The sequence below is a fragment of the Flavobacterium chungnamense genome, from assembly GCF_039539165.1.
Lineage (GTDB): Bacteria > Bacteroidota > Bacteroidia > Flavobacteriales > Flavobacteriaceae > Flavobacterium > Flavobacterium chungnamense.
Map to the genome: position 1 here is coordinate 170,916 of NZ_BAABCS010000014.1, position 19,842 is coordinate 190,757.

At 30.9% G+C, this 19,842-nt stretch carries 9 protein-coding genes; 1 reads left to right on the forward strand and 8 read right to left on the reverse strand.

What is annotated here, in order from left to right:
- Position 1: 1 nt before the first annotated feature.
- The 8 genes from ABD771_RS06935 to ABD771_RS06970 form a co-directional block, all read right to left on the reverse strand.
- Positions 2–1,459, reverse strand: coding sequence for a glycoside hydrolase family 30 protein (locus ABD771_RS06935; RefSeq protein WP_345092682.1), 1,458 nt, complete (start codon positions 1,457–1,459; stop codon positions 2–4).
- 61 nt (positions 1,460–1,520) lie between these two features.
- Entirely contained in the window at positions 1,521–2,720 is a 1,200-nt protein-coding gene (locus tag ABD771_RS06940) for a glycosyl hydrolase family 17 protein (protein ID WP_345092599.1), read from the reverse strand.
- Between the two features lie 50 nt (positions 2,721–2,770).
- The gene (locus tag ABD771_RS06945) at positions 2,771–6,244 is read right to left on the reverse strand and encodes a hypothetical protein (protein WP_345092604.1); all 3,474 of its coding nucleotides are present in this window, start codon (positions 6,242–6,244) and stop codon (positions 2,771–2,773) included.
- Positions 6,245–6,329: 85 nt separating this feature from the next.
- Positions 6,330–7,142 carry a glycoside hydrolase family 16 protein gene (locus ABD771_RS06950; protein WP_345092607.1) on the reverse strand — a complete coding sequence of 271 codons (813 nt, stop codon included), beginning with the start codon at positions 7,140–7,142 and terminating at the stop codon, positions 6,330–6,332.
- An 11-nt stretch (positions 7,143–7,153) separates the two neighbouring features.
- Complete coding sequence (locus ABD771_RS06955) at positions 7,154–8,569, reverse strand: Ig-like domain-containing protein (RefSeq protein ID WP_345092612.1); 1,416 nt, start codon at positions 8,567–8,569, stop codon at positions 7,154–7,156.
- A 17-nt stretch (positions 8,570–8,586) separates the two neighbouring features.
- Positions 8,587–11,709: a glycoside hydrolase 5 family protein gene (locus ABD771_RS06960; RefSeq protein ID WP_345092615.1), complete on the reverse strand. Its 3,123-nt coding sequence runs from the start codon at positions 11,707–11,709 to the stop codon at positions 8,587–8,589.
- Between the two features lie 268 nt (positions 11,710–11,977).
- Positions 11,978–14,788, reverse strand: coding sequence for a helix-turn-helix and ligand-binding sensor domain-containing protein (locus tag ABD771_RS06965; RefSeq protein WP_345092618.1), 2,811 nt, complete (start codon positions 14,786–14,788; stop codon positions 11,978–11,980).
- Between the two features lie 91 nt (positions 14,789–14,879).
- A complete protein-coding gene (locus ABD771_RS06970) occupies positions 14,880–16,628 on the reverse strand; it encodes a T9SS type A sorting domain-containing protein (RefSeq protein ID WP_345092621.1) in 1,749 nt (582 codons plus the stop codon).
- 410 nt (positions 16,629–17,038) lie between these two features.
- Between ABD771_RS06970 and uvrA the strand changes: the two genes are divergently transcribed.
- Positions 17,039–19,834, forward strand: coding sequence for an excinuclease ABC subunit UvrA (gene uvrA / locus ABD771_RS06975; protein WP_345092624.1), 2,796 nt, complete (start codon positions 17,039–17,041; stop codon positions 19,832–19,834).
- The last annotated feature ends 8 nt before the right edge of the window (positions 19,835–19,842 follow it).

Sequence of the window (19,842 nt, forward strand, 5' to 3'; positions counted from 1 at the left end):
GTTAGTTTGGTTTGATTATTATAGTTTGTAATGCTTTTGCATCAATTGAGATTAAAGCATTTTTATTATTTAATTTGATATCAATTGTTTGTTTAGATTCTGTTGGATTAAAAACGGCTATTGCAATAGAGCCATCTGGATTTTGGACAGCAGTTGAAACCAATTCTTTAGAATTTATTTCACATCCAATTTTCACAGCACCAGGTCGCATGAACTTACTGAAATGAGCCATCACATAATATAAAGGTGTAAGGTAGACTTCATCATTTTTATCATCAACAATTACTGGAGCTACGCACCAATTTTTGAACCAATTTGGTCCACCTTGTCTGTCAAGAACCATGTTCCAGTCTATCCAACCATCGACTCTATTATTTAGACATCCTATTATATCATTTGCATAACGGTTTACAGGAGCGTATTTTGGATGCAAATATTTTTCTTTTTCGCTTGCCCAATCCCAACCCCAATCGGTAGCTTCTTTTTTCCAAAACCAAGCATCATCTTGCCAATGTGGAATTTCAGAATCGACACAACCTTCGGTTTCAATCAAGTATTTATTTGGTGCTTTTTGGTGCGCGTATTGTAAATCTTCTGGAAAAACTTCATAAGTACTTTCATACCAATGAATGGCCATTCCGTCAAAATATTTAGAGGTGCTTTCATCTTTATACATTTCGTTTGCCCATTCTTTGATTCCTGCACGATTTTGGTCATATCCAAGTATCTTTACATTTCCCCAACCGTCTTTTTCTAATTTTGGTCCCATGTGATTCATAACAAAATCGGTCATTTCTTTAGGAGAAAAAAGAGTACTTTCCCAATTATTTCCGTTTCCGTGAGGTTCATTTATTACTGTTAAACCCCAAATATCAATACCTTCTTTTTTATAAGCATTAAGATATTTTGAAAAATATAAAGCGAATGCATCGTTGAATTCTGGCAATAATTTTCCACCTACATATTTTTTATTGTCTTTCATCCATGGCGGACACGACCAAGGAGAAGCAATGATTTTAAAACCTTCTTTAGAAATCGCTTTTGCTTCTAAAATCATCGGAATTAAATCGGATTTATCGTCTTCTATGGTAAAGTGTTCCAAAGTCATGTCGTTTTCGACTTTGGCGTAAGTGTAATTGCTTAACGAAAAATCGCAAGACGCAATGTGTGTTCGAGTAAGCGAATAATTGGCTCCTGATTCACTGAAGTAAGCATTTAAAATTTTCTTACGATTTTCTTTACTCAATCGATTGAGTAAATAAGCCGAAGATTCAGTAAAAGAGCCTCCAAAACCAGTGATAGTTTGAAATTTTTCATCAGGATTAATGGTAACAACAATTGGAGCTCCTTCATTTGAAAATTGGGTAATTTTTGTCAATGAATTGCCTCGTTCGGAAGTTTCATAAACTTGAACGTTTAATTTATCAGCAACTTTACAACTATGCAATGAAAACGCCATAATACAAGCTATTATCAAAAATTTACTATAAACTATTTTACCCTTATTTTTTACCATTTCTTTAATTCTTTAAAATAGAATTTGGTGTTTTAACATCAAACCATAAAGCTTTTTCATCGCCGTTGTAAGTTTTTGTTATTGGTTTTCCATCTCTAGTTAAACCTTTAAAAGTTCCGCTATCAACATTTTTCCAAAGCACATATTTGGCTTGTGATTGCAAATTAATTAAGCCAAAATGATTTTCTGAACCTAACGGATTGGCAGCATCTTTCCAATTTTCATCAAAAGCCTCAAAATAGAAACACGAAATATTATTTTTGTTGCTCCATTCTCTCATTAAATCATAATACAAAGCTGATTTGTATTCATCTGTTGCTTTAGAACCATCATTTCCATAATGTTCATTTGACTTTGTTGCCCAACCTGTTTCTCCAATATGAACTGGTTTATTTACACCAATTGACTTCATATAACTTACAACACTATCGTATTGATTGATGGCATAATTTCTGGCTCTTATCATTGTAGCATCTACTTTTTCTTTTTCAGACAACTGCAATTCATTTTCTTTTATTCCCCAAAAAACTGGGTGATAATGCGTGTCGTGCATTGGATAAGTATGCATCGAAATATAATCTACTGCTTTTATTAATTTATTCAAATCCTCTACATGATAATCGGCAGTATGTCCACCCCAAGAAGCAAAATTATCTGAACTTGTTATCCAAACTTGTTTAGGTAATTTATTCTCTTTCTTTAAATTCTGTAAATGATTTACCCATTTCAAAATAATATTTGGCGTGACATAATAACTAGTTGCCCATTTCACCATCGCTTCATTTCCAACCGCAATAATTTTAATTATTTCTGGATATTTATTTGTTAATCTTACTGCTTGTTCAATTTCAATTGCATTTCTTTCACTTTCTTCATTATGAATTGGTTGTAAGTTTGTCCATGCATTTTTACAATCAATCCATGCGCCAAGCATTACATACATTTCAAAATTTTCATCGGCTTTTTTTAATTCTGTAATGGCTTTTAATAAATTTATTACTTCTTCATAATGCACATTATAAGTTCGTAAAACTTTTATATTCATAGCAGAAAGAATTTTTAAATCTTCTTTAATCTCTGTTATTGTTGGTTGAATTTCTCTTGTTTGAGTTCTATATCCACCATAACAAATGGCTTGGTATTCTGTATTTCCTAATAATTTTTCTGCCGTCATTTCTTTTGAAACTAAATTTCTTGTATTCATTGGTTTACATGATATAAACAATAGTAATATGATGTAAATCAGATTTTTCATTATCTTAAAATAGATGCGTATAAATAGACTTCAACCAATGTAATTTCATCGGTTCTATTAAATATTTTTTTGCTTTCTTCTTCGTTTAATTCTAATGTTTCAAAAGTTTTAGTTGACTCATTTTTATAGTGTAAAACAATTTTACTTGTTGTATTAATTTTATAAATAACTGGTACTTGACATGTTGTAAATGCTAAAGAGTCTTTTTCAAGATTCATTACTTTTTTTGAACCGTCAAGCAACACAAAAGTTACTTCGGTATCTTTAGATAAAAACTCTTCTTTTTTTAGGAAGCTTGGTTGGAATTGTAATTTTCCGTCGTTCATTTTCACACCTAATTCTCCAATTCTAGTTAGAATATCTTCTTTAACTTGACCTGTCATTCCTGGTTGTTGAGCACCTTTCCCAAATGGTGTGTGCGAATAAGGATCGGTTGGAAATGCTCCGTAAACTTCTGGTGATTTGTGAATTCCAACTCCTGCTCCGATTTCATCAAAATGATTTACTAAAGCATCAATTACAGCTTCATCTTCTTTATTCTCGATAGCTTTGTTAATAACTTCCATTACTGCTAAATACAACTTGGAAACCATATGCCAATAAATAGAACCTAAGCCTTCATAACCATAAAAAGTTCCTGAACGACCTGTAAAAGCTTTGTGATTGAATACGTCTTCAAATATTTGAAGTACAGTATCTGAATCTTTTGAAACCAATTCTTTATAATCATCATTGGAAGCCAATTGATCTAAAGCATTTTTTAAATCGTTAGCATTATGGAAATTACCATTGAAATGATAGTTTCCTTTAATATCTTTATTAATTAATTGGAAGTTATTATTATCTAAAAGTTCTTTTAACAAGAGAGATTTTTCTAATTTTTCTCTAGGAATCGTATTCTTTTCCAAAAACTTAGGAAGTTCCTTATTTGGATATAAAATATAGCTGTTTTGATCTTTTCTGTACAAAGCACTTTTTCTTAAAGCATCCAATACTTCTAAAGACTGTTTACCTGATAAAAATCCTGAACTTAAAATAGCTACTTGGCCTTCAAGCATTTCTGGTAAATAGGAAATCGAAACACCATTATTTTCAATAGACATTAAGTTATAAGCATGATACAACTTATCTTCTCTTTGATTGGCTTTTATAGAATGTTCGATGAAATCAATACTAACTTGAGCAAAATTCTTCAAACCTTGCATAGAATGCGTTCTCTTTTTACCCCAAAAACCGCTATTATAAACTTGAAAACGATATTCAGAAGCGACTTGACCTAAAGCATTAAGTATCTTTTGTCTTTCTTCATTAGAGATTGAACCTGATAACAAATGTTGATTATCTAATAAAATTTGTCTTATGGCATGATAGAATTCAACCATTTCATTAGAAATCTTGATGGTTTCCTGATTAGAATTATCTAATAATTGTTGGAAAAACTTCAGAAATCTTCTCAAATAATAAAGCGTAACCATTGAAACACCGTTACCTACTAAAGCATTATTAGCGTCATTCCATTCTGGTCGTTGGGTATTCATCCAAATACCTGCTTCTGGAATAAAATTGGACATTTTTGCCAAAACAGTAGCTAATATTTTCTCGATTAGATTTACATGATAAATTTCATCAGTATTATCTCTTAGTAAAGCACCATCTGCACCATTTTCAATTCTACGTTTTTGAATTTTAGCATCCCATTCATGGTCAAACTCGATTGTATCTTTTGGATTTTTTAATATATCTTGATACGGTTTAATAATATAAGGAACCGCTGCATAGACGAAACACTCTTTATCAAAATAAGCGTTTAGTTTTCCTGGTTGGTACTTTTCTATAAACTCTAAAAATTTCAATAAATAGATAATTTGATGGTCACCCCAATAACCAATGTATGACCAAGGGTTATCTGGCTCGATAGTTTCCCAATCAAAACCGTCTTTAGTTACTCGATACGGATTATATCCATCGAAAGTTGATGCGTTCAAAAACTTGTGAATCATTCCGTCGATAAACTCAGGATAAGCGTTAGCTAAGGATTCCCAGTTTTGAAAAATATCACGCCAATTCCCTTCGTAATCAAGTATTTTGGAACCATCAATTTCACTTCTGGTATTAATCGAAAATTTGTTCCAAGGACGACTTGGATCACCGTGTCTTCTACTAAATTTAAGCGGAAGATATTCGGTACAAAGACGAATTAAATCGGCATTTTGACTATTTAAAATTAACTCTTGAAGATATGAATAATCAAAAGTTTCAGGTAAATCGTTTAGAAATTTACCTTCTTCTTTAAATAAGGTTTTGTTTGCTTTATCGATATAATTTACAAAATCATTTTTCTCAATGGTATAGTTATTATCAAAAATACCACCACGCATGATGTTAAATAAAACATTTGAAAAATGACGTGTATCTTTACGTTTATCTGCTGTGAATTGCAATCCGTCTGCAGTTGCATTTAGAGCGATAAGATTATTAGTTCCTAAATCTATATCTTGAATTATTTGATTATCTAACGTTTTATCATTGCAAATCGCATCTGCTAATTTGATAACTTGCGCTTGATTTTGATTTACATTAGCAATAATCTTCCAAGATTTAGAAGAATTGTTTGTTAAAAACAAATCTGTTGAAATAAAATAAGCACCTTTTTCACCTTTAATATCGGTTTCTTGATGCACATTTTTAAATTTCCTAAAAGTGGATAGTTGCAATGAAGAAAGTAAATAAGTTGGATTATCAAGACCTAAAGACCAAGCAATATTAGCTTTAAGAGCTTCACTTGGTTCGGCTTTATCAACAATAATGGCACTTAGAGCAAAAATCCCTAAACCACTTTCTTCATGAAGTTCGTTTCTTTTGTAAGCATCAACTAGATTACTTGTAGTGGCTTGTAAATCACTATTAACACCTTGAGGTAAAACATTTTGAATTCCATCAAGAAGTGTTATTTTGTATTCATTTTCAGAGTTATTAATTAATTCTGATTTTTTTACAAATCCGAATAAATTACTTGAATTCCATTGGTATCTGAACGTAATTTGAAAATCATTATGAATTTCTTCAAATATAATTTTATTACCAAATTCGTTCTTGTATAAATTTCGAGTTAAGTTGTACTTATCATTAAATCGTTCTGAAAAAGGTTCCCAAATATATTTTTCATTATTATGTATAATTTGAAAAATAGTTTTACTTCCAGTAATGTCAGCAAATTCAGTTATTTTGTCATCTGTATAATAAGGAAAAAGCGCAAATTCAGCATTTTTTCTTCCAGCTGTTAATCCGCCATTACTAGAAATAAACATCCAATGATTAGAATCGCTAACGATGCTCATGAAAAATGGTCGCATTGCATCGTTATTTGATATTTTATAGTAAACTTCACCTTCTATTGAAATTATATTCATATCAACAGATTTTGTCTTTACATCATTGTCTGCTTTTTCAATAATACTTTGGAATTGGCTCATAAACACTCTTTAATTGAAATTTAAAATAATTAATAATCTAATAGACTAAATTTAATGATGTCTATTAGATTATTTGAAAAAAAACTTATTGATAAACTCTTACATAATCGACTAACATTTCTTGTGGAAAAGGAGTTTCACTATTAGGTGCGCCTGGATAGTTTCCGCCAACTGCCATATTAAGTATTATATAAAACGGTTGGTTAAAAACCCAATCACCAGTAACATCAAATGGAGTTATTTGATTGTAAAGAACATCATCAACGTAAAAGTTAATATAATTTTCTCCCCATTCAATTCCAAAAACGTGGAAATCTGTATCAAATCTGCTATTTGGTAATGTAAATGTTTTAGTTATTGCATTTCCACCAGAATATCCTGGACCATGAACAGTTCCAAAAACTTTAGTAGGACTATTTCCAAGGTATTCCATAATATCGATTTCTCCACATTGTGGCCATATAGCTGTATCAGAATTACTTCCAAGCATCCAAAAAGCCGGCCATAGACCTTTTCCTCTAGGTAATTTTATTCTAGCTTCTAATCTACCATACTTAGTTTCAAATTTACCTTTAGATATAATTCTAGCAGAAGTAAAAGCTTCTCCCATATACTGTTCTCTACGTGCAGTAATTTTAAGTAAACCGTTTTCAACTTTAATATTTACAGGTCTATCAGTGTAATATTGAAGTTCGTTATTACCCCAACCATCTGTACCAGTTCCAATATTGTAAGACCATAAATTGGAATCAGGAGCTCCGTTAACACCAAATTCATCACTCATTACTAATTGATTTTTAGTAACAACTGTTTGCTTTTCATCTGTAGAACAGCTATTAAACAATAAAACTATTGATAATGAAAGAATTAAACTATTCTTATTTTTAATTGAAATCATTTTTATTTTTTTTAGTTATGAAAATATACATTATCAACATATAGTATTGAATTATCACCTCCTTCAAGAATAACTTGTGCGAGATTAGTTCTACTTAATAGACCAGGCATTGCAGAAAATGGAATCTCAATTGGAATCCAATTTTGAGAAACTAAAGTAGGCGCAGTAAATGTTGTAGAATGTCTTGTATCATTACCTCCACCGAAAACTCCATCAGCACCAAAATCTACAACAATAACACGTAATTGTCTTCCAGGAGCGATTGGGCCAGGAATAAATGCGTCTAAATGAATATGAGTCATTGAGGTAGCATTCACAGTTGGACTACTAAACTCAATACCAACAAAGTTAAAATTTGTATAATTCAAAACATTGTCACCTAAAACAGAAAAATCATTTGAGACGGTAGTTTGCCATGGTTGCCAATATCCATTATAATAATTAACAGGTACATTAGTGTAGGCATCTGAAAATATGGAAATTACATTAGCTGGATTTAAAGTTGGAGTTGGAGCGTAAATAAAGGTACCAGTACAATTTATTATTAAGCTTCCGGTTGCAGGTTGCCCATTAAAAGTTGCTGTAATAACTGCTGTACCTGCACTAAGCGGAGTTACGACACCTGCATCACTTACTGTAGCGACTGATGGATTTGAAGAAACAAAATTTAAATATGCAGGAGCTATTGATACCGATTGATTTATCCCATTTGGCATGTTAAACGTAGAAATAACACCTGTAACTGTAGAAGTTACACCTACAAAAGTTGATCTTGTAACGTTAGTACCATTCATAATTGAAGCGCTTAACGGTAGAATTGTACCTAATTTTTCAAACTTTAAATCATCAATCCAGAAAGTATATCCTAGACTATTTGTACCTTGACTACCAGCAGCATATCTAAACATCCCTCTTTCTTTTACTAATTTAGATGCATCTGGAATAGGAATAATCACTTTTTGCCAGTTTGTACCGACACTAACATTAGTTATAGTTGTAATATATTTATTAGGAAAGAAATCTTCACCAAAACCAAATTCAGCAATATTTACTCCTTGACTAGCTTTGACATAAAAAGTCAAAGCATCATAACCTGTTAAATCGCGACCTGCTTCTTCTGTTCTAAAAATTGCACCTGCATAAGATCCTTCCGGATCATTGGCATTAGGGACATCAAAACGCATAGAAGCATTACCTCTGTAACTTACTTGATCGTCTACTGACCATGCAGTAGGCTTAGATCCACCATAAGGAAAATAAAAGTTACTACCCATTGAAACAGGTGCGTCAATAAACACATCTGCAGTTTTAGGAAATGTTGCATTTTCAGCTTCATCTGACAAATCTCTTTCGCAGCTAATATTGATTAAAATAATCAATCCAAATAAAAGCGAATTTCTTAAATAATTAATTTTTCTATTTTTCATTTTTTCAATTTTTTAAATTATTTACCAATATTTATATGAATGTATGTTCTGATTTCCCATTCAGATCCATTTCCAAATCCTGCAGGAGTTAAAACAGGTACTGCTGGAAAAGTATTTGCTGGCACAAAAGTTGGAGAATACCTTGGAGAATATTGATCTAATGAACGCCAAATACCCATAATACCTATTTTAGTATCAGGTAAAATAAACCAATTTGGTTTTCCAACAGAAGTTGAAATGTCTATAGAACTTTGTACAGGATATGTTAAGTTAAAGTCACGGTGATAATCAAAAGGACCCCAATCATTTATTTTTAAAGAAGAGACAACTTTGACTTTTTTATAAATCACTCTTAAATCACCACCCATTCTATTGATTATTCTCTCTGAGTCGCCATTTGCTTGTCCATTACCAAAATATATGTTAGCAATCATACCTAAATCTGGACTAAGTTTTGAAACTATTCTTGTATTTGATTCCCATAAATTTTGAGCTGGTGCAGACTTTGCAAAAGCAAACGCTGTTCGATTTGCTAAAAATCCGATAGCGGCATCCATTGTTGTAGGTAATTTTCTGTATACAAAACCTGTACTAAAAGCAAATTTTGCATCTTCAACCATATCATTATTCCACTCATACATCCAAGTAGCTGGAGTTGGGTCGAAAATAATTAATAGTTCACCTCCAACTGTTTCTCTATTTGCTCTAACAAAAAACGGATCGTCCAAAACGTTTCTTAGTCTTCCTGGAGCATCAACACCATTGGGCATTGCTTCTACTATGGGTTTTTGCCATAAAAAGTTTGGTGCAATTTGTAAATTTGAATTAACGTTATAAGTAAAACCTGCTAAAAAATTCATTTGGTTTCCACTTCCTGTGTCTTTTAATCTCCATCCAGTAAAGGTCTGAACATTGTCTGCACCACCATTGGCAACAAGTCCTTGTACTGCACCTTGAGTATAGGCATTAAATCTGCCTTTAGAAAATGTTAACTTTGCTTTTCCACCCCAATTATCTTTATTATTTATCTTATCAACCTTAACAATATCACCATCCATCATTTGAAACTCTCTACCATTTAAAGGTTGTCCTGCCCAAATACCACCGGCTTCAACACCAAGATTACCTAACTTTGTTTTGAAATGAATAGTTGCTCTTCTTGTTTTAGGAACTGGAAATGCAATTGAGGAAACTGTTTCTGAAATTTCTACTTGATTTATATCTTCGTGATATACTGCTGTAGCATCAACTTTACCCAATTTTGTTCCATATTTTAAAAGGTAAGCTGGATTTGCTCCCCACCAAAGTTGAGGACCAAAAGCGGCCTTTAAACCTTTTAAGCTTCTTTTACCATCAATTTCAAAACCTAAAGTTTCTCCGTTATAAATATCTAAATTTGGACCATAATTAGCTTCAGAATACAATGCAAAGAAGTCTCCTTCATATCCCCAGTGATAATGACCGGTTCTGTAAAATCCTCTCAAATCAAAATCTTTTGCATTCCATGAGTAAGATGCATTATAAACTTGAACTCTATTAAAATCACTTACAACTATAGGACCATCAGGTGTATTAAAAGTTTGAGCTCTACCTCTATTTTCATAAAAGATTTCGTTTATAGGATTTTCAGCAACTCTTCCTAAAATATTAAAGTTTACATTTGCTTTCATATTTGAGGATGGGTTACCCTCAAAACCAACAAAATATGACTGCATGTGATCAAAACCTAACTTATTAGGAAAATTAGTTGTAGCAGGATCATCACTTTTAGGTGTCGTAATTAAGCTACCGCCTGTATTAAACGTTGTAAATTCTGCTCTAAGATTACTAATTTTTAAAATTCCACCATCATTACTTGCTAATGCGGCTTTATCAGCTCTAGCTCTCAATGAAGCATCCATTAGATTTGCTTCTTCAAAGTGAGTGTTTATTTTGGCTTTGTTTGCTGTTTCTGCAAACGGATTGAACTTATGAATATCTTTTAAAACGTAGTAAGCTGATCGAGGATACAATTGATAAAACCCCTTTTCGTTTGTTGGTCCTTTGGCACAAATACCAAACCACTCTTCATTCATGTTGTTTTGTCCTTCAGTAAAGTCTTTTTGGTAGCCACCATTTGACCATGAAGCATTACTATCATGTTGATCTAGATTTTTTGTTTGACCATATTTCCACCAACCATCACTAAATTGGAAAGTAAAACCACCTAAAGAATTACCTGCTTTTCCTAAACCTGCGGCATTTTCGTATATTTCTTTCCAATTTCCTTTTAAATAAAAAGCTTGTGCATTTTGATCTTCTTGATTTGTAAGAACATTAAAAGAATCTGCGCCAAATTCTGTAAACAATACTGGTTTACCATATTCCTTTTTAACTCTTTCAAACAAATCACCAAAAGAAACTCCGCGATAAACATTTGTACCTAATATATCTACATCCTTACATTCTTCTGCAACAATATCTAAGAAAAGTAAATCACCATTACATATTGCCATAGGATGATTGGTATCTACAGCTTTCATTTTAACAACAGCTTCATTGAATAATTTGTACATTGAATGTGCACGAGCTGTAGACTTTCTATCTTTTACTGGAATATTTTCTGTTTCAGCTCCATCCCAAAACAAACCATAGTTATTTTCATTTCCAAGTAGGAATAATAACAAACCTTTAGTGTCTTTATATTCACTAGCCATTTGAGTTGCTTCCTTAAGTAAAAGCTCACGAGTTTTAGCATCTGAATATTCTGTATTTGGTTTCCAAACGCCATCAATTGTCAAACCATATCTACCAAAAGAGTGATTTAACATGGTATAAATTCCATAGTTTGTATGAATATATTCAATCCATTTTTTTGGAATTCCTGTGTAAACACGAATGGTATTAACCCCCATATTTTTTAACAATCCCATTTCATCATCAAGAGCTTGTTGTATGAATGCATCAGGCTGTTTCCAAAGGCTATATGTATAATTTGTTCCAATTGGAAAATAATCCCAGTTCATTCCGTTTACAATAAAATCTCTTCCATCAATTGTTAGCTTTTGATCGGAATTATTTTTTTGAATTGTTACTTTTTCTGTTTGCGAAAAAGAGTTAATAGAACTGCAAAAAATTAGTAGAAAAATAATTTTTTTCATTTGAAGTACTAGATTAGGTTAATAGTTAATATAAATCTCTTGTTAAGTTTTAATGATTTCATAAAAATACTAATGAATTATTATACAATTGGCAAAAACAACCACAACAAAAAACATACATCCAAAAAAAATAATTGTATAGTTGTTAATTTATCATTGAAAACATTCGAAAAAAGCTCTATTAGTTGACAATTATTGAAGTGAAAAAATCTAAATCAAATGTTTTTGTTGAGGAAATGTATAGGTGTTTTGGTGTAAATTTTATTGATTAAATTGATAAAATATATTCAACAAGCCCTTTTTCATGAGGCAAATCCATTTTTTTTCGTAAACGATAGCGTTTTATCTCAATACTTCGCACAGAAATATTTAGTAATGGAGCAATTTCTTTAGATGAAAGGTTTAACCTTAAATAAGCACAAAGACGTAAATCGTTTGGAGTAAGTGAAGGATGCGCTTGTTTAATCTTCTTTAAAAAGTCTTTATCGGCGGTATCGAAAGCTTCTTTAAATACATTCCATGTATCTTCTTGAGAAATGTTTTTTGTAATGGTTGAAATTACAGATTTGATACTTCTATTATTACTTTCTTCTGAGGATTTCTTCAAATCGTCTTTAATTAAGGATAACAATTCGTCTTTTTTGATTAAACTCATTGTAGAAACAGCTAATTCTTTATTTTTAGCATCAAATTCCTGAGCTAACTGTTCGTTCTTAATTTTCATTAATTGTTGTTCGTTTTCCAGTTCTTTGATTTCTAACAATAAATTATTTTCTTCAATTAGTTTTTCACGTTGAGTGTTGTAATAATTTTTATAAAGCTTATTAACATAAATTAATGATGAAATGATTAATAAACCATAAATTAGAATAGCAAAATTAGTAGCGTACCATGGTTTTTTTATAGTAAATGAGTAAGTTGCTAAATTATCATTTGCAGCATTTGAAATCCTCGATCTAACTTTAAAAATATAATCACCAGGAGGAAGATTTTTAAAATTAACCATTGGTTTGGCGCTCCATTCACTCCATTCCTCTTGAAAACCTTCTAAAAGATATTGATATTCTGCATAAATGTATTTATTATATTCTGGTACAGTATAACTAAAAGTTACATTATTTTCGTCATAATCGAAGATTCCTTCTTCGGACAAAGTAAAACTTGTTTGTTTATTATTTAACTTATTAATACTTAAATCAGTAATTGACACACTATGACTTTTTGTACTTAAATCATTAATATTGATGACATAATAACCATCTGTTGTACCTATTAGATATTGATAATTTGATAATTGCGAAATATTTTCATAGCCTAACATAGAATTTGTTAATGTAGAAGGAATTGAAATGACATTCTTTTTTAAGCTTGTATTTAACTTGTTGATTGTAAAGTAATTAATATAATTTTTAGAAAAAAGCCATAATTTATTGGAATTATCTAAAATTAATTTACCTGAATTATATTCATCATTATCAAAAACGCTACTTAATGAATTATCTTTTTCAAATAATTTAGTCTTTTCATTTAGCTTATAAATTCCATCTTTAAAAGCATAATATATTGCATTATTAAATTTGGCTAATCCTGCATTTTTTCCTTTTGGAGGATTGGTGTAAGCAAATAACTTAAAACATTTCTTGAAGCTATTATCAACTTGAAAACGAAAAACTCCCTTGTATTCATGACTGACATAAACTTCGTTATGAGTTGTAATTTCAAAATATTTAGAAGAATAATTAAACCCTTCTATCTTATTCTTAAAAATCCATTGACTATTTACTTTCTCTAAAACCGAGAGTCCATAATAATTTCCTTGAATTATCAAATTATTATTACTAGGTACACTCTCAAATTTCCATGTACCTGATTGAGAAAAAATTGATTTTGAATTTTCATTTTCAATCACATAAGTTCCAGAATCATGACCACAAAAAAGTGTGTTGTCATGAACAAAAAGAGACCATACTTGTCCTTTAGTGCCTTTAACAAATCTGAATTTTTCTTCATTTAAATAATCTTTACAAAAAAGACCTTGGTTGGTTCCAATATATAATTTTTGATTGTAAACTATAGAAGTATAAACTGTACCTAAAATTCCAGTTTCATCGGTAAAACTCTTTATTGGTGATTGTAGATTGATACAATTGATTCCGTTATCTAAGCCAATCCAAAGATTTTTTTCAGCATCCTCCATTAAAGATAAAACAGTGTTATTACAAAGACCTTTACTTTGAGTAATGTGATATTTTACTTTTCCTTCTTTTGTAACAATAAACACACCATTTGATATGGTGCCCACTGCAAAACTCCCATCTGAAAGAATTTGACTGCTGTAAATGCTACTTGCAGCAATTTCTGAATCTGCCTCAGCATTAAATTTAAATAAACTACCGTTTATTAACTTATAAAAACCATTAAATTGAGTATGAATTAAAAGCCCTTCATCTATAGAAAAAATATTAACAATTTTATTTCCTTTTAAAATTGAATTATTAGAAATCAACTTACTTGCTCCGTTTTCAATTTCAAATAAAGAATAATCTGTGGTTTGGTAATAAATTGAATTTGAGGTTTTGAAAGATTTTAAAACCCCATTTTTTGGAACTATTATTTTAAAAGTATTAGTTTTAGTATCATAGATATAAATTTTATTTAATGATTGAAAAACAACCCATTGATCGTAGCTAATGATATTCCAAAACTGCTCATCATCAAGAATTTTTGATTTAATTTTATTACTTAATGAAGTATAGTTTAAATGTCCATTACTTTTTCTTGTCCAAAAACCAAATTCCATGTAGCAACCAGTATATATTCTGTTCCCGATAACTTTTACAGAACGAATAATTGTTTCATTTGGTGATTTATACAAATTCCATGTTGAGCCATTAAACTCAAGTAAACCTTCATTATTTGCAAAATAAACAAAGTGTTTATTATCTTGAGAAATCATCCAATTTTGATTTCCAGCGTTATATACAGAAGAATTATATTTAATAATTGGTGGTAACTCTTGTGAAAAACATAAGAAACTTAAAAACAATGTGTAAATAAAAAAACTATTTCTTAAATTCATTAGATAAAAATTATATGTTGTTAAATATATAAATTTTTTTATAAAAAAAGCACGCCAATAGACGTGCTTTAAAACTGACTAATTATAAAACTTATTCTTTAATTATTTTAGAAGTAGTTACATTTCCATCAATATTTGTTTTTACCAAGTAAATAGAATTTTGGAAACCTGATAAATCAATAGTTGCAGATAAATCATTTGGATTAATAGACAACACTTCTTGACCTAACATATTAAAAACAGATACGTTTTGAATAATTCCTTTTGCTTCAATAGTAAATGAATTTTTTGTAGGATTTGGATACATTTTAGAAGTAGATACTTCAAAATTTGCATTAGATAAAACCGTATTTTTATGAAGATAAATGTTGTCAACATAAAGAATACCAAGATTAGATGTAATTAAAAATTGATAAATAGAACCTCTAGTTTGATCTCCACCAAAAGCTGTTAAAGGTACATCTATAGAAACCCAAGATCCAGTTGTTGTAGGAAGATGAGTTAATAACAATGCTGAAGTCTCACCAGCTTGAGCAGCATGATTTGAAAATTTTGGGTTGATAACCTTTCCAATTAAATCAGTTCCAGGATTAATATAATAATCCATATGGAAATGAGTAAAATCAGTTGCATTTTGATATGCAGCTAATTGCACTCCTAAAAAGTTTCCAAAAGTGATTTTTTTAGTAGCATTTCCTACAATAGAAAGATCTGCAACATTTGAATCATCCCATGAAGTTGACCATTCCGTAATTCCAATATTAGAATAAGCATCACTAAACAAAGAAATAACATCTGCTGCTGGTCTAGCTGGAGGAGTTGGTGCAGCTACTGTTGGGTCTGATGGTGGTGGAGTTATTGCTGCTTCTTCGGCTCTTATGTTATCTATATAAAATACTAAGTTTGAAGGTGGAGTTATAAATCCAGTATTTGTAGCATTCCAGTTACCAAAAAAGATAATTTTTTCATATTCTCCATTTGCAGCACCGGTTCCGTCCATAGGAACAGCAAAGTTAAAAGTTAAAGTTTGCCATTGTCCTGGTGTTGTGTATGCTTGAGAAGTAGCTGATGCTGGAGCACCAACTTCAACTTTAGCTAACATATTAAAAGCTTGTGAAGCGTAAACATCAACTTGCATAGTTTTATTTGTTGTAAGTTTTGCTTTTTTTAGTGTTTGCTTAAATTCAATACCTTGCCATGGATTTCCCCCAACTACTTGAGTACCTTGTAAAACATTTCCGTTTGAAGCACCAGCTGCAGGATCCGTAGTAATTGCAGCAGAAGCACCTTCAAATCCAACAACATCAATATAAGAAATTGGAGCTTCAAAATTTTGAATTAATGGTAATGTTGGCGGCGGTGTAGCGACAATCTCTAAAATAACATTATCGATATTAACGAAGCCCATAGCCTGTCCCATATCAAAAATAATTCTACTTGTTGGACTAGCAAAATTAGAAGTGAAATTTAAAATGAAGGTTTGTTGAGTAGAGGTTAAATTTACATTTTGATTAACGTTCGTCCATGGATCTTGGTTTAAACCAATACCTGCTGTTAAAACTCGATTAGCAGTTGACCAAGCAGTGAAAGTAAGCTTGTAATTTACACCCGCAGTTGGAATGTTCAATACATAACTTAAGTTGGCATCCCATGGATTTCCTGCAGCAACTACATTGTGTGAAAAATAACTGTTACCCGAATCGGTAACAATATTTCCTGGAGCTGCTTGGTTTCCAGACCAACCTGTAGTTCCACTCTCAAAATTACCATTGGTAATTAAGTTTTGCGAAAAACCAAATGTGCATGTTACTAATGCAATAAGTAAAGTAATTTTTTTCATAATGTGAATTTTAATTGATTTTTTGAATATTTCAAATATACAATTTAAACTAAACAAATATTCTTTGTTAACTATATAAAAACTATACAAAAAAAAAAATTACTAAATCGTTTGAAATAAATACCACAACCTTTATTTTTTAGTATTTAACAATCATATTGAAAACTCTAATAATAATAATAATGTTGAGTTAATGTATAGGCAATTTTAACATTAAAACATTAAAATGACAATTTAAAAAATTTATAATACATTAAAATTTATATACAATTTTGATAATATCACAAAATCAATCATAAAAAAATGAAAGAAACATTATTATCAAATTGACATTCTACAATTTTTACTAACTAGATTATACTATTTCTCATTTCATAAATCATTATCTTTGCAAAAATTCTAATCTTGCTATGATTACAAAAGATTTTTCTAAACTTGAACCTAAAAAGAACATCTTAATAAAAGGTGCTGAAATTCACAACTTAAAGTCACTTGATGTTGCTATACCAAGAAATAAATTGGTTGTAATAACTGGACTTTCTGGTTCAGGGAAATCATCATTAGCATTTGATACTTTGTATGCCGAAGGTCAACGTAGATATGTAGAAAGTTTATCTTCCTATGCAAGGCAATTTTTAGGACGTTTAGACAAACCTAAAGTTGAATATATAAAAGGAATCGCACCTGCGATTGCTATTGAACAAAAAGTAAATACAACTAACGCTCGTTCAACAGTTGGAACTTCTACTGAAATTTATGATTATTTAAAATTGCTTTTCGCTAGAATTGGTAAAACAATTTCTCCTGTTTCTGGAAACGAGGTTAGAAAAGATACTGTTTCTGATGTAATCAATAAAGTAAAAACATTCGAATTAGAAAGTCGTTGGCTACTTCTTGCTCCTATTCATTTAGAACAAGGAAGAAAATTAGAAGATAAATTAAAAGTTCTTTTACAACAAGGTTTTGCAAGAGTTCTTATTAATGGTCAAATGGTTCGTTTGGATGAGTTAGACACTATTAAAACAAAACTTACCAGTAAAAATACCTTATTAATTATTGATAGAATTATTGTTAAAGATGAAGAAGAGTTCTTTAATCGTCTTTCAGATGCTATTCAAACCGCTTTTTTTGAAGGAAAAGGCGAATGTTATTTACAGGATTTGTCAAATAACATTTGTTTGGAATTTAGTTCCAATTTTGAATTGGATGGCATGACTTTTTTAGAACCAAACGTTCATTTATTTAGTTTTAATAATCCTTATGGTGCTTGTCCAACTTGTGAAGGTTATGGAAATATCATCGGAATTGACGAAGATTTAGTTATTCCAAATACTGCACTTTCAGTTTTTGAAAATGCTATTTATCCTTGGCGTGGTGAAAGTATGGGCTGGTATAGAGACGAATTGGTAAACAAAGCTTACAAGTTTGATTTTCCTATTCATAAACCTTATTATGAGCTATCTGAACAACAAAAAGATTTGGTTTGGAAAGGAAATCAATATTTTCAAGGATTAAACGATTTTTTTAAGGAATTAGAGGAAAAAAACTATAAAATCCAGAATCGTGTGATGCTTTCACGCTATCGTGGTAAAACCAAATGTAATGTTTGTAAAGGAAAACGTTTACGAATTGAAGCCAATTATATTCAAGTTGGTGGAAAAACTATTTCTGATTTAGTTGATTTATCAATCAAAAGATTAATTCCATTTTTTTCTGATTTGCAATTGTCAGATTATGATAAAACGGTATCAAAACGGCTTTTAATGGAAATCAATAGCCGATTGGCTTTCTTAAGTAACGTTGGATTAGAATATTTGACCTTAAACAGGAATTCGGCAACACTATCTGGTGGTGAATCACAGCGAATTAACCTAGCCACTTCCTTAGGAAGCAGTTTGGTAGGTTCGATGTATATTTTGGACGAACCAAGCATCGGATTGCATCCAAAAGACACTGAATTATTGATTGGTGTTTTAAAAAATCTTCGTGATTTAGGAAATACAGTAATCGTTGTTGAACACGACGAAGACATCATGAAACAAGCCGATATGATTATAGATATTGGTCCAGAAGCTGGAACCCATGGTGGAAATTTAGTAGCACAAGGAACATTTAATGAAATTTTAAAATCAGATTCCTTAACGGCTAAATATCTTAACGGCGAGTTAGAAATAAAAGTTCCAAGAATACGCAGAAAATGGAGTACATATATTGATATTCTTGGAGCTAGAGAAAATAATTTACAGAATCTTGATGTTCGTTTTCCTTTAGAGTGTTTGACTGTTGTAACTGGAGTTTCTGGAAGCGGAAAAAGTACTTTGGTTAAAAAAATATTATTTCCTGCCATTCAAAAAAGATTAGAAGGCGTAGGTGAAAAAGCCGGTCAATTCTCTGATATGCAAGGACATTATCATAGAATTCATCATATTGAATATGTGGATCAAAATCCTATTGGACGAAGTTCACGTTCTAATCCTGTGACTTATATTAAAGCTTACGATGATATTCGCGATTTATTTTCTAAAACTAAATTATCAAAAATTCGTGGCTATCAACCTAAACATTTTTCTTTCAATGTTGATGGCGGACGATGTGAAACTTGTAAAGGTGATGGTTCTATTAATGTAGAAATGGTTTTCATGGCCGATGTTGAATTACCTTGTGAGACTTGCGGCGGAAAACGATTTAAAAAAGAAATTCTCGAAGTAACATTTGAAGGAAAAAACATTGATGATATTCTAACAATGACCATTGATGATGCTATTTCGTTCTTTAGCGAGCACAAACAAGCTAAGATTATGCAGAAATTACAACCTTTGCAAGATGTTGGTTTAGGTTATGTTCAATTAGGGCAATCTTCTTCTACTCTTTCTGGTGGTGAAGCGCAACGTATTAAACTAGCCTCGTTTCTTGTAAAAGGAAACACTAAAGACAAAGCATTATTTGTTTTCGACGAACCAACAACAGGATTACATTTTCATGATATTCAAAAACTATTAGCTTCTTTTGATGCTTTAATTGATAAAGGACATTCAATAATTGTTGTTGAACACAACTTAGATTTAATAAAATGTGCCGATTGGATTATCGATTTAGGTCCTGAAGGTGGTGAAAATGGTGGCTTACTTCTTGCTGCTGGAACTCCTGAAGATGTTGTTAAAAATAAAGCATCAATTACTGGGAAATATCTGAAAGAGAAGTTATAATAAAAATG